The sequence below is a fragment of the Virgibacillus doumboii genome (genome assembly GCF_902806455.1).
GTDB lineage: Bacteria > Bacillota > Bacilli > Bacillales > Amphibacillaceae > Lentibacillus > Lentibacillus doumboii.
In genome coordinates this window covers 2,938,800-2,952,827 of the sequence record NZ_CADCWQ010000001.1, presented here as the reverse complement: position 1 = coordinate 2,952,827, position 14,028 = coordinate 2,938,800, and the positions used below count along the sequence as shown (strand labels likewise).

The following is a 14,028-nucleotide window of genomic DNA, read 5'->3' as shown; positions in this document are numbered from 1 at the left end:
GCCCGAGAAGCAAATACACATCCGAAACATATTTCCCGCCAATATGTTACATAATATTACATCGGTAAACGTGAAAAACTATAATCAAACTTAACCATCAAAAGGATGTTGCACATGCAGTTATACAGAAAAACCATAAAGTCAATAATGATAATTGCAATCCTGTTCACAGCAGGACCTGCAAATTACATACACGCAGAACAACAGACTAAAATGGATGTTCATTTCATTGATGTCGGTCAGGGGGACAGTATTCTGATTGAGACACCTTCCGATAAAACCATTCTGATTGACGGTGGACCACCAAAAGCGGGTAAAAAAGTGGTCGCATTTCTGAAAGAACAAGAGGTTAAAAAGATTGATCTGCTAATTGCGACACACCCGGATATTGACCATATTGGCGGTCTTACAGAAGTGTTGAAGGTATTTGAGGTGGATAGACTGATTGATTCAGGGAAACTTCATTCGACGAAAACATATGCGAGGTATATCAGTGAAATATTAAGGCGGCGAATTCCCATTGAAATTGCTCAGAATAATGATTTGATTAAAATTGATCCGCATCTTAAAATACGGATTCTCAATACACACAGTGGGTCAAAGGACAGTAATGCATCCTCTATTGCATTGAAAATCAGCTATAAAAAAATCGACTTTTTACTGATGGCTGATATTGAAAAAGAACAGGAAAAGAAGCTGATTAAAAAATATGATTTGCAGTCGGAGATATTAAAAGTTGCCCATCATGGGTCACACACAAGTACGTTTACTGATTTTTTAAAAGAAGTGAGTCCGGAAGTTGCCATTCTAACTTACAGCAAAAAGAACAATTTTGGACATCCGGTTGACCGGGTGATTGAGAACCTAAATAACGTTGGTGCAGCGATATACTCAACAGAAGTGTTTGGCGATACAACCATCACCACTAATGGGAAGAACTATATTATTATGAATGAGCGAAGTCCCGTGGATAATTTAACAGCAGGATAGTAATTTACAAAAATAAACAATTGTGATATCATTATAATATAATTTCGAAATCAATTATTTTGGGGAAGGTGAGTTGGCGTGATACGTGAAAAAGATGCTTGGATGATGAATGGTTATGTAGGAATTTTAGCAATTGCTGTCCTGTTGGCTGTTACTGTATTCAGTTTTTTCGAGGAACATTTTGTTATTGGTGGCATCGCCCTCGTAATAGCTATTACACTGGGAAGTGGAATTACTTTAATTCAGCCGAACCAGTCAGCTGTAGTTATTTTCCTGGGGAAGTACATGGGAAGCATTCGAAAAGAAGGAATTGTCATTACGGTTCCATTTTCTATCAGAAGGACAATTTCGCTTCGTGTCCGGAACTTTAACAGTAAGCGATTGAAAGTTAACGATGTGAATGGTAATCCTATTGAAATCGCTGCCGTTATTGTTTTCAAGGTGGTTGATGCAGCAAAAGCTGTCTTTGATGTGGATCGGTACGAGCAATTCGTTGAGATTCAAAGTGAGACTGCAATCCGTGCTGTGGCAACGAAGTATCCGTATGATACATTTACCGATAATGAAATGACTTTACGGGGGAATGCCGAGGAAGTGTCCAACCATTTAACGAATGACCTGCAGGAGCGTCTGACAGTTGCGGGGGTGGAGGTCATCGAAGCACGTCTAACACACCTCGCCTACTCTACAGAAATTGCCCAGGCAATGCTGCAGCGTCAGCAGGCAAGTGCGATCATTGCAGCTCGTAAACAAATTGTTGATGGAGCTGTCGGAATGGTCCAGGATGCAATCGAACAATTGGAACGGGATGGTATTGTGGAATTGGATGATGAACGTCGCGTAGCAATGACCAACAACCTGCTCGTATCAATTGTTTCTGATCACGGGACACAACCAGTCGTCAATACAGGCACACTTTATCAATAGAAGAGGGATTCTATGACGAAAAAAAAGAATTTCCCGTTACGTATAGACCCGAAACTATATGATATTTTGCAATCCTGGGCAAAAGATGAATTCCGCAGCGTTAACAGCCACGTAGAATTTTTACTGCGGGAATCGGCAAAAAAAGCCGGACGATTACCAAAATCACAGGATAAAAAAATAGGAGAAGATTAATGAAAGCGGCTCTGCACTGTTTAAGGTGCAGAGTTTTTTTGCAATGGTAGACATATGTCAGCATTGAACGGTAACTCTTTCTTCAGACCTTTCTAGAGTGTCTGGAATGTCATTCGCTCAAACTGTCACAGAATGGGCTCAAGTTCATGGTGGCTCCATTTACCGCAATCGCTCAAGTCCACAGATATCTCGCTCAAGTTCACAAATTTTCGGCTCAAGTTCACAATTTGTTCGGTGTGAAAGTCGCCACGCAAAGCAATTTGAGGGTATATAAATTTTCAAAATAATTTTTCAGAAAAGTATTGACAAAAAACATCATTGGTTATATGGTTAGTTACATAAGTAATTAACCAATTAACTAAGGGGCTTATTTATGAAAAAGCAATTAGATGAAAACAAACCAATTTTTCAGCAGATTAAAGAACAACTGGAAGACTCGATCATCAACGGATCGGTTAAGCCGGGGGAACGTGTCCCTTCTACAAACGAATTTGCTAAATACTATCAAATAAACCCCGCAACTGCTGCAAAGGGAATTAACGAACTCGTTGACGAGGATATTTTAGTAAAACGAAGGGGTGTTGGAATGTTCGTAACGGAGGATGCCAAGTCGATTTTAATCGAAAAGCGAAAACAAACATTTTATGAAAACTTCATGCTTCCACTGAAAAGCGAGGCAAGTAAACTGCACATCAGGAAAGAAGAATTGGTGGAAATGATAAACAGGGAGGGTACGTTAAATGAAGATTGAGGTTAAAAATTTATCAAAAAAATACGGGAGTACAAATGCGCTTGAAGATGTTTCGTTCACACTTACTGAACCGAAAATATATGGTTTGCTTGGCAGAAACGGAGCAGGAAAGACGACTTTCATGGAGATTTTGTCCGGTCATATTTTAGCGTCAGAGGGAGAAATTCTGATTGATGGTGAAAAACCGTTTGATAATCAGCGTCTGACCGAATCGATTTGCCTGATTAAAGAAGGCGATAACTTTAAAAAGGATTTGAAGGTGAAAAATGTACTGCGGATTTATTCTTACTTTTATCCGACATGGGATCAGCAACTGGCTGATGAGCTGATCAAAGAGTATAACCTGAATCTGAATGCAAAGGTGAAAGCTCTGTCCAAAGGGATGGCATCCGCTCTAGGAATAATCGTAGGTTTGTCGAGCAAGGCGCCAATCACGATTTTTGACGAGCCATACATCGGGCTTGATGCCGCAGCACGGAAAAAGTTTTATGAAATTCTGCTGGAAGAATATGAATCTGAAAAACGGACAATTATTTTTTCCACACATTTAATTGATGAAGTCAGCTTAATGTTTGAGGAAGTGCTCATACTTCAGAATGGAAAACTTGCCTTAAGAGAGGAAGCAGAAGTGCTTCGAAACAATGCGTGTGCTGTTTCCGGCACAATCGAAGAGGTTGAAGCATTTATCGCCGGTAAAGAAGTAATTGAGACAAAGCAACTTGCAGGCATGATGACTGCATATGTTTATGGAACCGTGGAACAGGCAAAAACAGCAGGATTATCTGTGGAAGGTATTCCAATCCAGGAACTGATGATTTATTTAACGGAGAAGAAGGGAGCATAACAGATGGGGAGACAGATTAAAGGATTACTTTATTTCTATGCATCAGACTATCGACACTCACTTACAATCTTTTGGACGATTTTAATGGCAATAATAGTCGTTTCAGTAGGGTTCACGTATTTTCTGTCAGGTGTAAATGACGGGGATGCATTTTTTAGATTAAGCCTGACAGGTCCAATGTACGTTTATTGTGCGATAATCGGATTTATTGCGGTAAAAGACTCCGTGCCATTTACAATAAAAATGGGTGCAACACGTAAAAATTTGTTTGTCAGCATGGGGATATTCTTTCTTGTTCTATCGTTTGCAATGGCTGTTGCCGGGGCTATCCTGCAGGAGCTTGTCATGGCATTAATGAACGCAACGGGAATAGATATGTTTTCTTTTCTTCATCCTGCATATTTTCTGGAGAATACTTGGTACACACGCATTATTATTGATACATCCATCATGTTTTTCTTTACAGCAGCTATGTTTGTAATAGGATTGTTATTCTATAAATATGGTTTAGTTGGAGGAGGAAGCTTTCTTGGTGCAGTGCTTGTTGTTCTTCTTTTAGGGGTGGCACAGGGATGGCTTACTGATTTTGTTATTGATTTAGTTTCGGGAATTGATATTGGATTCTTTTATCAGCTGCTTGGCATTGCAGTAGTGATTTATGGAATAACCTTCATTTTTCTCAGAAGGATTACAACAGTTAAAGCCAGGTAGTAGTACAGATGAAGGGGGATAAACATGGGGAGACAGATTAAAGGATTACTTTATTTCTTTGTGACTGACACGAGACGTCAATTTATCATATTCTGGTCTATTCTGCTGGCCAGTTTATTTGCCAGTATCGTAATAGCCTATATGCTGTTAAATACGGACAGCAATGGTTTATATTTTGGCAAATCAGGGGCAATGTATATATTTTGCAGTATTTTTGGGTTCTTAGCAGTAAAGGTAAGCGTTCCATTTTCGATTAAAATGGGTGCCACCAGAAAAAACTTATTTGTAAGTGTTGCATTATTCTTTTTGGGAATCTCCATCCTGCAATCTATTTTTGGAAATACAGTACACTCAATGGTTATGTGGATAACGGATCAGCTATCTATCACTACCTTCAACTTCTTTCATCCATCCCAACTGTTGACAGACACGTGGATGTCCAGGGTGGTTATTGATACAACGGTAATGTTCTTTCTGCTTTCGGTTATGTATGTTTTAGGACTGATATTTTACCGGGCTGGTCTAATCGGCGGTGGAAGTGTAGCAGGAGCAGCTCTGATTATTGTAATGTTAGGTGCAGCTCAGGGTTGGCTGACCGATTTCATCGTAGAATTGTTCCAGTCGTTTGACATCGTCTTCTTTTATCAGTTATTTGCTGCAGGGATAATTGTGTACGGTATTTCCTGGTTACTTATTCATACGATTACAACAGTAAAAGTAAGATAGTTAAAAAGGACTGGTGCGCCAGTCCTTTTTAAGTTGATGCTGGGACATAACAAAAAAGTGCAGGGAAAGAAGCGAACAATGCACGGGTCAAGCGTAGGAAATATACGTAGACTCCTGCGGGGGGAAAGGCCTGGATGAGATTCCGCAGCGCGGTAGGATCTTTTCTGCGAGGAGTGGAACATCCCCGAAATCACTTGCAATACGTCGAGCGCAAGGAGGCTCAACAACCGCCCGCGGAAAGCGACGAGCGAAACATCTACCGAGTAAGCTTCGAGTTGCGAGGAGTGCTTCTTCTCCGAAATCACTTGCAACACGACGAGCACCACAGTATATTTCCGGAGCGGTTGTTTGCACCACTTTCAAGTTAGTTCGGATTTTTCTTTTGATAAAACTCTTTTTTACCGGCTACTTTTAATTCGCCAATTCTTTATTTTTAAACGTATAAATTGATCCAATAACAAGTAAAACGATCATTACAGCTGTTACAATCGCAGCTCCGGTTAACTCCGACGGAACACTGCCTGAGACGAGCATTTGCTGAATATAACCTGATATGTTGTTGGGACTCCATTCCAATAAATGACCGAAAATAGTTGTAATCAGTTTCATTACTATGATTGTAGCTATGGTGCAAGATGCTACAAGTCCGGGTATTTTAACAATCGTGTTGTAAAAAATGGATAATGATACGACTAGTGCCAGCCATAATCCATAAAAGAAAAATATTTGCAGAAGTGCTCCAAACGATAGGTCACCGAATAATAAGTTCACGTAGTACCAGCTGGCCAAAATCCCCACTGCAAATGATGCGAGTGTCAGCAGCAATATGGACGCCCATTTTGCCGTTATGTAATTGGCATAGGAAACTGGCTTAACCAAAACAAGTTCGGAAACACCGCTTTTTCGTTCTCCAGAAATTGTCCCCATCGACATCAGTACAATTACGGCTACCCCAATTAAACTCATTTGCGATAGACTCATCCTAATCGCGTCGCTTGGTTGTATCTCAGGGAGCTGGAATTCAGTACCCTCAGGCATGCCGCCGACAGCATCAATGATTTGCGGTAAATAATAGCTTGAAATCGGGTCCATGATTGAGATTAAAATCAAAACAAGCGGTACCCAGATCCATTTGAAATTTCGCATGTTCTCAATGAATTCTTTTTTAAAAAGTGTCATCCACTGCATTAGCTGTTCACCACCTTCATAAACATGTCTTCCAGTGATGCACGGCTTACGGAAAAGTCGGTTAGCGGCCATTCCTCATTTACAGCGGCTGTGAGAATTTCTTTTCTTGCCAAATCAATATCTTTGGCTGTGACATGAATTGCAGCCCGCTCCAGATAACAATTTTCCACGGATGATAGATTCTCAATTTTGGCCTGATAATTTTCGGCTTCCTCCTGAAAACCAAGTTCAATTTTTGATGTTTGGTATTTGCGGCGAAGTTCGTCCATGGAACCTGATTCAACGATTCGCCCATCATGTAACAACACCAATTCATCACTTACTTCATCCGCATCACCTAAAATGTGAGTGGAAAATAAAATCGTCATATCCTCTTTCAGCTCTTCCATTAACGTTAATACTTCGCGCCGGCCAATCGGGTCAAGCGACGATACCGGTTCATCAAGCATAAGTAATTTAGGATGATGGATAATAGCTTGAGCGATTCCAAGCCGCTGTTTCATACCGCCAGAATATTTTCCGATACGGAGGTTTTTTGCCTCAGTCAGCCCAACTCGTTCCAAAAGGGATTCGGCACGTTTCACCGCCTTCTCTTTTGATAGATGCGCCAGTTGCCCGACATAAACAAGAAATTCTTTTCCGGTCATCCATGAGTAGAAGACAGGATATTGCGGGAGATAGCCAATATATTTCCGATTGTCATCAGTTTTGTTCATCTCGGCAAATGTTACAGAGCCGCCTGATAATTTAATTAATCCCGATAACATGCGTAATGTCGTTGTTTTGCCCGCGCCATTTGGTCCAATCAATGCAATGCACTTGCCAGACTGGAACCGAAAGCTGACTTGATTGACCACTGGTTTGCCGTTAAATTTTTTGGTCAGATTGTTGACCGTAAGCAGGGTCATCTAATCCTGCCTCCTTCCAAATATGAAATAAGCAATTGGACCAAATAAACTAATAAGTAAAATGATCAGGACCCACATCCATCTCGGTCCGTTTGTTCGATCAATTCGAATCACATCAATCAGTGCGACGACAAGCAGAATTGCCTGAATGACTAAAAACGGTGCGATAATGGCCCAGTTGATTTCACTAAATAATTGTAAAGCTCCCATTTCTTCCATTTTGTTCACTCCAATCATGGGGGATAACTTCTATACGAACTATAACCGAAAAAGGTTCTGTATAAAAGAATACTTTTTGGAGAGGTTGGCGGGGCTTTCCAGAATGCAGCTGGACGGAGATAGGCGAACAAGTTGTGAACTTCGGCGTTTTAATTGTGAACTTCAAGCAAACCAATTGTGAACTTCGGCTTTTCTTCTGTGAACTTCGACATAATCTTTGTGAACTTCGGCATTCAGCGATTAATATGGCCCACCATTAAAAAAGTTGAGTGATTTATTCACTCAACTATATTTTCTCAATTTGTTCAATTATATTTTCAAACATATCATGAATAGATTTTTGCTTTTTGATTGGCAGATTACGCAATCGGAAAATCTGTTTCTTGAATGACGGATTTTCCATTAAGTATTCAACCAATTCGACAGCTTCTTCATCGAAAGATTTTGATTTGGAACTGTAAATGCGTTTGAAGTCTTTTAATAAATCCTCGCGAATCGAATGATTCCCAACAATATGATCAATCGTAACATCAAACAGTTCGCTGAGTTTTATCAGAGATTCAATATCCGGAACTACCTTGTTCGTTTCCCACCGTATCACAGCATATCGGGAAATATTTAACTTATCGGCCAGCTTTTCCTGTGTCCAGCCGTTCAGTTCCCGGAAGAATTTTATGTTATATGCCATTTTCTCCAAACTCATGATTATCACACTCTGCAATAAAATTGGGGAAAAAATCCAAATTTCCTAATGAGATACATATAATCCTATCATGATTGAGAGTGCGAAAAGGGTATTTTATTGTGCTATTTATGCACATATAATATTATGTTTATAAAAAGAACAATTCTAAGGGGATAATGCGATGGTCAGCTGTTTAATTTTGTACCATGATTCTATTACAAATTTGACAAAGATAATGATCTTACGGGCTATTTTTCTTGATAAAGAATTTGAAATCGATATTGTGGATGCTGGTACGACGGTTATCTACATTTGGAATGTTAATAAAATGGCTATTTGGCAGGCGGCTTTAGCATTGGAGACAACTAATATTAAAACAGGGTACGGATTTGGTAAGCGAAAAGCGGATGCATGGAATGATGCTATGCGGATACTAAACCATCCACAATATTATCAACAGGAGAATGAAGTTACACACAAAACTCTTGTCTAATATCCACATAATCCACAGGTACATGAATTTTTATACACAATTAAGGTGTGAATAAATGGATGGCTTGTGGAGGGAGTTCCAGGAGTTATTCACAACACCAGAAAAACTTGTGGATAAATAAAAAGGAAACCAAAGCATTAACTTCGGTTTCCTTTTTGCGTCAGCTGGTTATACGTTTTGTCAGCACGCCTGAATTCCTTCTGATACGAGACTTCCTGCATTTTTGATAAAAACTTCTCGTTCTCAATTTTTGGTTTGCCTCTCATAAACAATCCCTCACTTTACGCTTAGGATTATCCACAATTGAAAAAATATACATTTATCTAATCAGTCAATGTGAACGTTCAATATTACGTAACGCTTCTTCCAAATAGGGATAGGTAAATTGAAAATTGTTTTCCACAGCTTTATTCGGCAGGACATATTGCCCTTTTGTGATGAGCAGGCTCATTTCCCCGATAGTCATTCGGATAATGGGTGAGGGGGCAGGGATCCAATATGGCCGCTTTAATAAGTTTGCCAGAATTTTTGTGAAATCCTTATTTCGCTTCGGATTGGGTGCGGTAACGTTCAATGGACCGCTAATGGCTTCATTATCTAAGGCAAATTGAATAAGTTTGACCACATCTTCAATATGTACCCATGGAACCCACTGCTCACCATTGCCAATCTTACCGCCAGCGAACATTTTAACCGGCAGCTTCATATATGGAAGGGCGCCCTCATTTCCTAAGATAACCCCAAATCGGGTATAAACAGTCCGAATCCTCAGCTGTTCAGCTTGACTGGCAGTTTTTTCCCAGTCAGTAACGACAGTAGCCAAAAAATCATTGCCAGGCTTCGTCGTCTTTTCGGTAAATATCAAGTCCTCGGAAGTTCCATAGAATCCCACTGCTGAACCGCTAATGAGCACTTCCGGTTTTTTATCCATGTTCTTCATAAAATCAATTACTTTTTGCGTTGTTTCGATCCGACTGTTGCGAATAGCCTCTTTTTTCTTTTTCGTCCAGTAACCGAATAACGAATCACCGGCAAGGTTTATGACAGCATGAATTGTTGGCAGTGTATCAGCCTGTGTGTTATAGCCTAAGTAGGATATTTTTTCACTATCAGTGTGTTTGTCAGGGGAGCGTGTGAGTATGTAGACGCAGTGGTCGTTTTCGAGCAATGTATTTGTCAGATGTTTACCTACAAAACCTGTCCCGCCGGTTACTAAAATATTCATCCGCTTCACTCCTCTCATTTATAGTTTATTCTATCCCAAAACTTTTAGTATAGCGATTCTTACGGTGGTGTTCAGGCAATTTTTTCATGATACAATAAAGGGAAAGGGGTGAGAAACATGTCAAAAATTACCCGAATCACCACACAGAAAAAACGCAAGAATCGATATAATGTCTTTCTGGATGATGGTCAGGGCGAAAAATTCGGTTTTGCTGTTGATGAAGCGATACTGATTGAATTTAAACTTCGCAAAGACCTTGAGCTCGACGATACAACAATCGCCACGCTTGTCCAAAAAGATTCATTACATAAGTCATATACCCTTGCGATTAACTTTCTAAGCTACCGAATGCGAACAAAAAAGGAAATTTATGATTATCTTGTGAAAAAAGAAGTGGATGAAGAGCATATTACCAAAATTATTGCCAGGCTGAATGATGAAGGATTAATTGATGATAAGCAGTTTGCCGATGCATTTGTCCGAACACGGATGGAAACAGCAAATAAAGGACCGCTGCTCGTGAAAAAGGAATTGCTTGAAAAAGGTGTTTCTGCCCAAATTGCCGGTGAAGCGATCGAATTGTATACCTATGAAATTCAACACGAAAAAGCGACGAAACTGGTAGGAAAAAAACTGAATACAAGTAAAAATCATTCATTCAAAAAACAACTTCAGCAGCTGCAGGCAACATTAATGCAAAAAGGATTCACTCAGGAAATAGTTAAGGATGTACTGGCAGACTTCCAGGAGGAAAAGGACGATGATGCCGAATGGGATGCACTCGTGAAACAGGGTGAAAAACTGTTGCGTAAACACCAGCAAAAGCTTGAAGGGTATGCCCTGCGAAATAAAATGAAAGAAGCGTTATACCGAAAAGGTTTTACTGTAGAGTCGATCAATCAATTTTTGGACGAACAAATTCAAGAATAATAGCATTAAAAAACGGGGAGTCACTATGCAATGACTCCCCGCCTAAGTTTTCGGTTACTAGATTATGAATGATTTTTCTTAATCACTTCAGTTATCGTCTCCACCAATAACCGTGATCCCAGTCATCGTTATCCCAATAACCATCGCCCCGATCATCATCATCCCGGTCATCATCATCCCGATTGCCATCGTCATGGTCATCGTCATCCCAATGACCGTCGTCCCAGTCACCGTCATCCCGATCACCATCGTCCCGGTCATCATCATCCCAATGACCGTCATCCCAGTCATCATCGTCCTCATCTTCGTCATCTTCTTCACGAAGTTCATAACTGTATGCGGCATTGTTCAGTCCGTTATCCGGTGCACCGTGAGTCACGGTCATAATAACTCTTTCATCATCTTCACTTTCCATATATTTTTCTAGTTCCACCATCTCATCATTGGTGAAATTAAGTGGATCAACTTCCTTCACTTCATACTCAGTTTCATCATCGTCTTCCTCGATTTTAATAAATGAGACAAGGTAGTTGACATAATTTTTCACCACTTCATCCAGTGTTTTGAAATCACCGGTGCTGCTGCCATCATTACTGTATGAAACAGCGTCAACCTGGATGTTGTCAATATACCAGCCGGCTTCCTGTGATGCCCAGTCGGTCACATAGCGGAATCCAACTAAAATTTTTTCACCGGCATATTCGCTCAGGTCAAATGATTGAGTGGTCCAGCCATTGGATGCCCCGGTGAACCCCGGTACATTCGATTTGACTTTAGGATGTGCACTCTCATTCACTTCATCTTTGGTATTTTCATTTGCAAGTGAAGTCCATGTCTTACCACCGTCCGTGGAAATCTGCACAAATCCATAATCCCACGTTGATTCAATATTGTAAAACGTATCAAATGTCAGTTCCGGATTTTGTGTGCCCGTCAAATCAAATTCCCTGACCAGGAAATGATCGACAAGCGAACCGGTACCACCCCAGAGTACCTTATTGGAATTGTCTTTCGGATCAGCCGTTGATTCCCATTGTAATGGCATAAAATCAAGGCCATTAAAATATAGTTCTTTATCTTCTTGTACCGGCATTTCAATGAAATCAGATCCCCAGGAAGGTGCCCCCTCGGAAGCATATGCCTGTTCAGTTCCGGTGTTCACAGTAAAGTCAATACTGGTAAAACCGTACTTGCCGTCAAATTCGCGCTCTTCATCGATGACAAGTGCAGTCTGGTAATCTCGATAAACATCATCAAATGTTTTATCATAGCCAAACGCATTTAATGCATCATTTACACCTTTAATACCCGGTAATTTATTCTTGGCGAGATTTTGAATAAATTCTTGCCCGCCAAAATGATCATTTAAATATAGTTGAAATAAGTACGCATTTCCATAGTCTGCTAAAACTTCTCTTGGGCCCTGGTCCTCCCAGGCAACCAGTGAGTTCTCCGGTTTCTCTGCAAAACTTTCTATGTGTCCTTGCGGGTGCCCATAGCCAACAAGGTATTCTGCAAAATCTGACATCCCTTCGTTAATCCAAGTTTCCTCGCCTGGATCATTATCAGCATGAATCAGATGCTGGTATTCATGTGCAACGGTACCTTCATACAGATTCGGATTTGCTGCATCATCACCGACACGATTTGCCCAGTCGTATGAATCAATTGTTATAATGTTACGGTCTGTGTACTGTTCAAGAACCTGTGAGAAAAAACCTGCAACATAGCTTGGAAAATCAGGATTATAGAAGTTTTCGTCCTTCACGTTATCTATTAAGATAACACTGCGGTCACTCTGGTCCTGACTGACATAATAATTATCGCCCAATTGACCTTCAAGCAATGCATTTTCACCACTATGGGAGTTTGGCGTACCAAAAAATTCAGTATCAGTCGGATAGATGTTACTGTCAACTTCTGAGAGGATATAATCAACTTGTTCCTGTGTAATCTGAATGGTATCATTTCGGTTTTCCTGTGGGAACTTACGATCATTCGCCACCCAGATTTCTGCATGTTCCCCAACTGCTTTCAATGTAAAGGGCTTCAAATAATACTGTCCCTTCGTCTGATCCAAAGCAACCCATAAACGCTCGGTGCCCGGAACAGGCTCATAACCCTGGGATTGCCCGTTACTAAAAGATCTGAAAGGGATTGACGATTTGTCAAAGTCCGCTTCCTTTACGGTTTCTTTCCTTAGTTCCGGGCCAATATCAATCGGTTCCGGCTTACTGTTATCCGCAGCTTCTGCAGTTCCAGAACCAATTGCATAAAAGCCTATTGGAATGGCCAATAGAATGGCTGCGACAAGTTTCCACAATTTCTTCATGAAACATTCCCCTTTCGCGAGTATTTTACTTCCACAATAAAAAAATTCTCGAAAAAGGGATGAAACTCCTTTAGGTAAATAGTTTCATTTTTTCAATTAATCTGAAATTAGATAGTACAATAGTCGGAATATTTTCGAAAAAAAAGCCGGTGGATACCGACTATTTGATAAGTTCTCTTATTTATCAACAAAAATTTCCTTACGCCCATCATCTTCATTATAAATCTGTTCGGCAACAACTTCCGGTCCTTTTAATCCTGATGAATCGGTAACATGGGATGAATTATTCCAGAAAGGAGTGTTCATACCGCCCATATAAACGGCTGTAATGGAAATGGAGTCATTCTCCCATTCTTTTTGGAGACTTTCCGTGAAGCCTTTCACAGCAAATTTGCTTGCACAGTAAATGGATTCATTTACCTTTCCGCGCAGTCCGGCAGTGGAAATAATCGTTAAAATCCGCCCTTTGCTGGCACGGATCAATGGAAGTGCAGACTGAACAGTCAAAATCGTTCCCTTTACATTGGTATCCAGTGTTTTTTCTATGTCACTGATTGAATAATCCGCTACAGGACCAAAAATACCAATGCCGGCGTTATTAATAAAAACGTCCAGTTCCCCGATCTGCTGAAAAGCGATACTGACTGATGCCTGTTCCTGCACATCACAGAGGATTACTTCCGCGTCGCCGCCATTCTTTATGATTTCATTTTGAACAAGATGAAGTTTTGTATCGGTACGACCCAGTAAATATACTTTGTAATTATTTTGTGCGTATTGCAAGGCCAATGCCTGCCCAAGACCGCTACCAGCTCCTGTTATTGCAACAGTTGGCATACCATTTTCCCCCTAAAAAATAAGATTATCATCATTTCCATTCTCTTAAAGTATTGGTAAAATGTAAAAT

At 40.3% G+C, this 14,028-nt stretch carries 17 protein-coding genes; 9 read left to right on the top strand and 8 right to left on the bottom strand.

Annotation, left to right across the window (positions count from 1 at the left end; genetic code table 11):
- The first annotated feature begins 114 nt into the window (after positions 1-114).
- The 7 genes from G6R02_RS14875 to G6R02_RS14845 all read left to right on the top strand — a co-directional run bounded on the left by G6R02_RS14875 (position 115) and on the right by G6R02_RS14845 (position 5,141).
- The gene (locus tag G6R02_RS14875; protein ID WP_164670021.1) at positions 115-990 is read left to right on the top strand and encodes a ComEC/Rec2 family competence protein; all 876 of its coding nucleotides are present in this window, start codon (positions 115-117) and stop codon (positions 988-990) included.
- A gap of 81 nt (positions 991-1,071) precedes the next feature.
- Positions 1,072-1,917 carry an SPFH domain-containing protein gene (locus G6R02_RS14870; protein ID WP_205520222.1) on the top strand — a complete coding sequence of 282 codons (846 nt, stop codon included), beginning with the start codon at positions 1,072-1,074 and terminating at the stop codon, positions 1,915-1,917.
- 12 nt (positions 1,918-1,929) lie between these two features.
- Complete coding sequence (locus G6R02_RS14865) at positions 1,930-2,109, top strand: type II toxin-antitoxin system antitoxin (RefSeq protein ID WP_164670019.1); 180 nt, start codon at positions 1,930-1,932, stop codon at positions 2,107-2,109.
- 373 nt (positions 2,110-2,482) lie between these two features.
- Entirely contained in the window at positions 2,483-2,860 is a 378-nt protein-coding gene (locus G6R02_RS14860) for a GntR family transcriptional regulator (RefSeq protein ID WP_164670018.1), read from the top strand.
- Positions 2,850-3,704: an ABC transporter ATP-binding protein gene (locus tag G6R02_RS14855; RefSeq protein WP_164670017.1), complete on the top strand. Its 855-nt coding sequence runs from the start codon at positions 2,850-2,852 to the stop codon at positions 3,702-3,704. Before G6R02_RS14860 ends, G6R02_RS14855 begins: the two co-directional genes overlap by 11 nt.
- Positions 3,705-3,707: 3 nt before the next feature.
- On the top strand, positions 3,708-4,415 hold the full coding sequence (locus tag G6R02_RS14850; RefSeq protein ID WP_164670016.1) for a hypothetical protein: 708 nt from the start codon (positions 3,708-3,710) through the stop codon (positions 4,413-4,415).
- A 24-nt stretch (positions 4,416-4,439) separates the two neighbouring features.
- Positions 4,440-5,141 (top strand): hypothetical protein, encoded by a 702-nt coding sequence (locus tag G6R02_RS14845; protein WP_164670015.1) that lies wholly within the window; start codon positions 4,440-4,442, stop codon positions 5,139-5,141.
- A gap of 411 nt (positions 5,142-5,552) precedes the next feature.
- Here the strand turns inward: G6R02_RS14845 and G6R02_RS14840 are convergent, their stop codons facing one another.
- The 4 genes from G6R02_RS14840 to G6R02_RS14825 all read right to left on the bottom strand — a co-directional run bounded on the left by G6R02_RS14840 (position 5,553) and on the right by G6R02_RS14825 (position 8,144).
- Positions 5,553-6,329 carry an ABC transporter permease gene (locus G6R02_RS14840; RefSeq protein WP_164670014.1) on the bottom strand — a complete coding sequence of 259 codons (777 nt, stop codon included), beginning with the start codon at positions 6,327-6,329 and terminating at the stop codon, positions 5,553-5,555.
- Positions 6,329-7,237 carry an ABC transporter ATP-binding protein gene (locus G6R02_RS14835; protein WP_164670013.1) on the bottom strand — a complete coding sequence of 303 codons (909 nt, stop codon included), beginning with the start codon at positions 7,235-7,237 and terminating at the stop codon, positions 6,329-6,331. Before G6R02_RS14835 ends, G6R02_RS14840 begins: the two co-directional genes overlap by 1 nt.
- Positions 7,238-7,456: a PLD nuclease N-terminal domain-containing protein gene (locus G6R02_RS14830; protein ID WP_246202578.1), complete on the bottom strand. Its 219-nt coding sequence runs from the start codon at positions 7,454-7,456 to the stop codon at positions 7,238-7,240.
- A 286-nt stretch (positions 7,457-7,742) separates the two neighbouring features.
- On the bottom strand, positions 7,743-8,144 hold the full coding sequence (locus G6R02_RS14825; protein ID WP_164670012.1) for a helix-turn-helix domain-containing protein: 402 nt from the start codon (positions 8,142-8,144) through the stop codon (positions 7,743-7,745).
- Between the two features lie 178 nt (positions 8,145-8,322).
- On the opposite strand from G6R02_RS14825, the gene G6R02_RS14820 reads away from it, so the two are divergent.
- Positions 8,323-8,634, top strand: coding sequence for a hypothetical protein (locus G6R02_RS14820; RefSeq protein WP_164670011.1), 312 nt, complete (start codon positions 8,323-8,325; stop codon positions 8,632-8,634).
- Between the two features lie 137 nt (positions 8,635-8,771).
- On the opposite strand, the gene G6R02_RS14815 is transcribed toward G6R02_RS14820, so the two are convergent.
- Entirely contained in the window at positions 8,772-8,900 is a 129-nt protein-coding gene (locus tag G6R02_RS14815; protein ID WP_164670010.1) for a YfhE family protein, read from the bottom strand.
- A 65-nt stretch (positions 8,901-8,965) separates the two neighbouring features.
- The gene (locus G6R02_RS14810; protein ID WP_164670009.1) at positions 8,966-9,859 is read right to left on the bottom strand and encodes a TIGR01777 family oxidoreductase; all 894 of its coding nucleotides are present in this window, start codon (positions 9,857-9,859) and stop codon (positions 8,966-8,968) included.
- 117 nt (positions 9,860-9,976) lie between these two features.
- On the opposite strand from G6R02_RS14810, the gene recX reads away from it, so the two are divergent.
- Entirely contained in the window at positions 9,977-10,789 is an 813-nt protein-coding gene (recX, locus tag G6R02_RS14805) for a recombination regulator RecX (RefSeq protein ID WP_164670008.1), read from the top strand.
- 91 nt (positions 10,790-10,880) lie between these two features.
- Here recX and G6R02_RS14800 read toward each other — a convergent pair whose 3' ends face one another.
- Together G6R02_RS14800 and G6R02_RS14795 are read right to left on the bottom strand one after the other, a co-directional pair.
- Positions 10,881-13,121: a choice-of-anchor J domain-containing protein gene (locus G6R02_RS14800; protein WP_164670007.1), complete on the bottom strand. Its 2,241-nt coding sequence runs from the start codon at positions 13,119-13,121 to the stop codon at positions 10,881-10,883.
- Positions 13,122-13,298: 177 nt separating this feature from the next.
- Positions 13,299-13,958: an SDR family NAD(P)-dependent oxidoreductase gene (locus G6R02_RS14795; protein WP_164670006.1), complete on the bottom strand. Its 660-nt coding sequence runs from the start codon at positions 13,956-13,958 to the stop codon at positions 13,299-13,301.
- Between the last annotated feature and the right edge of the window lie 70 nt (positions 13,959-14,028).

Coding starts and splice junctions, on each gene's coding strand:
- G6R02_RS14875 (WP_164670021.1), top strand. CDS start 115: ATGCAGTTATACAGAAAAACCATAAAGTCAATAATGATAATTGCAATC.
- G6R02_RS14865 (WP_164670019.1), top strand. CDS start 1,930: ATGACGAAAAAAAAGAATTTCCCGTTACGTATAGACCCGAAACTATAT.
- G6R02_RS14860 (WP_164670018.1), top strand. CDS start 2,483: ATGAAAAAGCAATTAGATGAAAACAAACCAATTTTTCAGCAGATTAAA.
- G6R02_RS14855 (WP_164670017.1), top strand. CDS start 2,850: ATGAAGATTGAGGTTAAAAATTTATCAAAAAAATACGGGAGTACAAAT.
- G6R02_RS14850 (WP_164670016.1), top strand. CDS start 3,708: ATGGGGAGACAGATTAAAGGATTACTTTATTTCTATGCATCAGACTAT.
- G6R02_RS14845 (WP_164670015.1), top strand. CDS start 4,440: ATGGGGAGACAGATTAAAGGATTACTTTATTTCTTTGTGACTGACACG.
- G6R02_RS14840 (WP_164670014.1), bottom strand. CDS start 6,329: ATGCAGTGGATGACACTTTTTAAAAAAGAATTCATTGAGAACATGCGA.
- G6R02_RS14835 (WP_164670013.1), bottom strand. CDS start 7,237: ATGACCCTGCTTACGGTCAACAATCTGACCAAAAAATTTAACGGCAAA.
- G6R02_RS14830 (WP_246202578.1), bottom strand. CDS start 7,456: ATGGAAGAAATGGGAGCTTTACAATTATTTAGTGAAATCAACTGGGCC.
- G6R02_RS14825 (WP_164670012.1), bottom strand. CDS start 8,144: ATGGCATATAACATAAAATTCTTCCGGGAACTGAACGGCTGGACACAG.
- G6R02_RS14820 (WP_164670011.1), top strand. CDS start 8,323: ATGGTCAGCTGTTTAATTTTGTACCATGATTCTATTACAAATTTGACA.
- G6R02_RS14815 (WP_164670010.1), bottom strand. CDS start 8,900: ATGAGAGGCAAACCAAAAATTGAGAACGAGAAGTTTTTATCAAAAATG.
- G6R02_RS14810 (WP_164670009.1), bottom strand. CDS start 9,859: ATGAATATTTTAGTAACCGGCGGGACAGGTTTTGTAGGTAAACATCTG.
- recX (WP_164670008.1), top strand. CDS start 9,977: ATGTCAAAAATTACCCGAATCACCACACAGAAAAAACGCAAGAATCGA.
- G6R02_RS14800 (WP_164670007.1), bottom strand. CDS start 13,121: ATGAAGAAATTGTGGAAACTTGTCGCAGCCATTCTATTGGCCATTCCA.
- G6R02_RS14795 (WP_164670006.1), bottom strand. CDS start 13,958: ATGCCAACTGTTGCAATAACAGGAGCTGGTAGCGGTCTTGGGCAGGCA.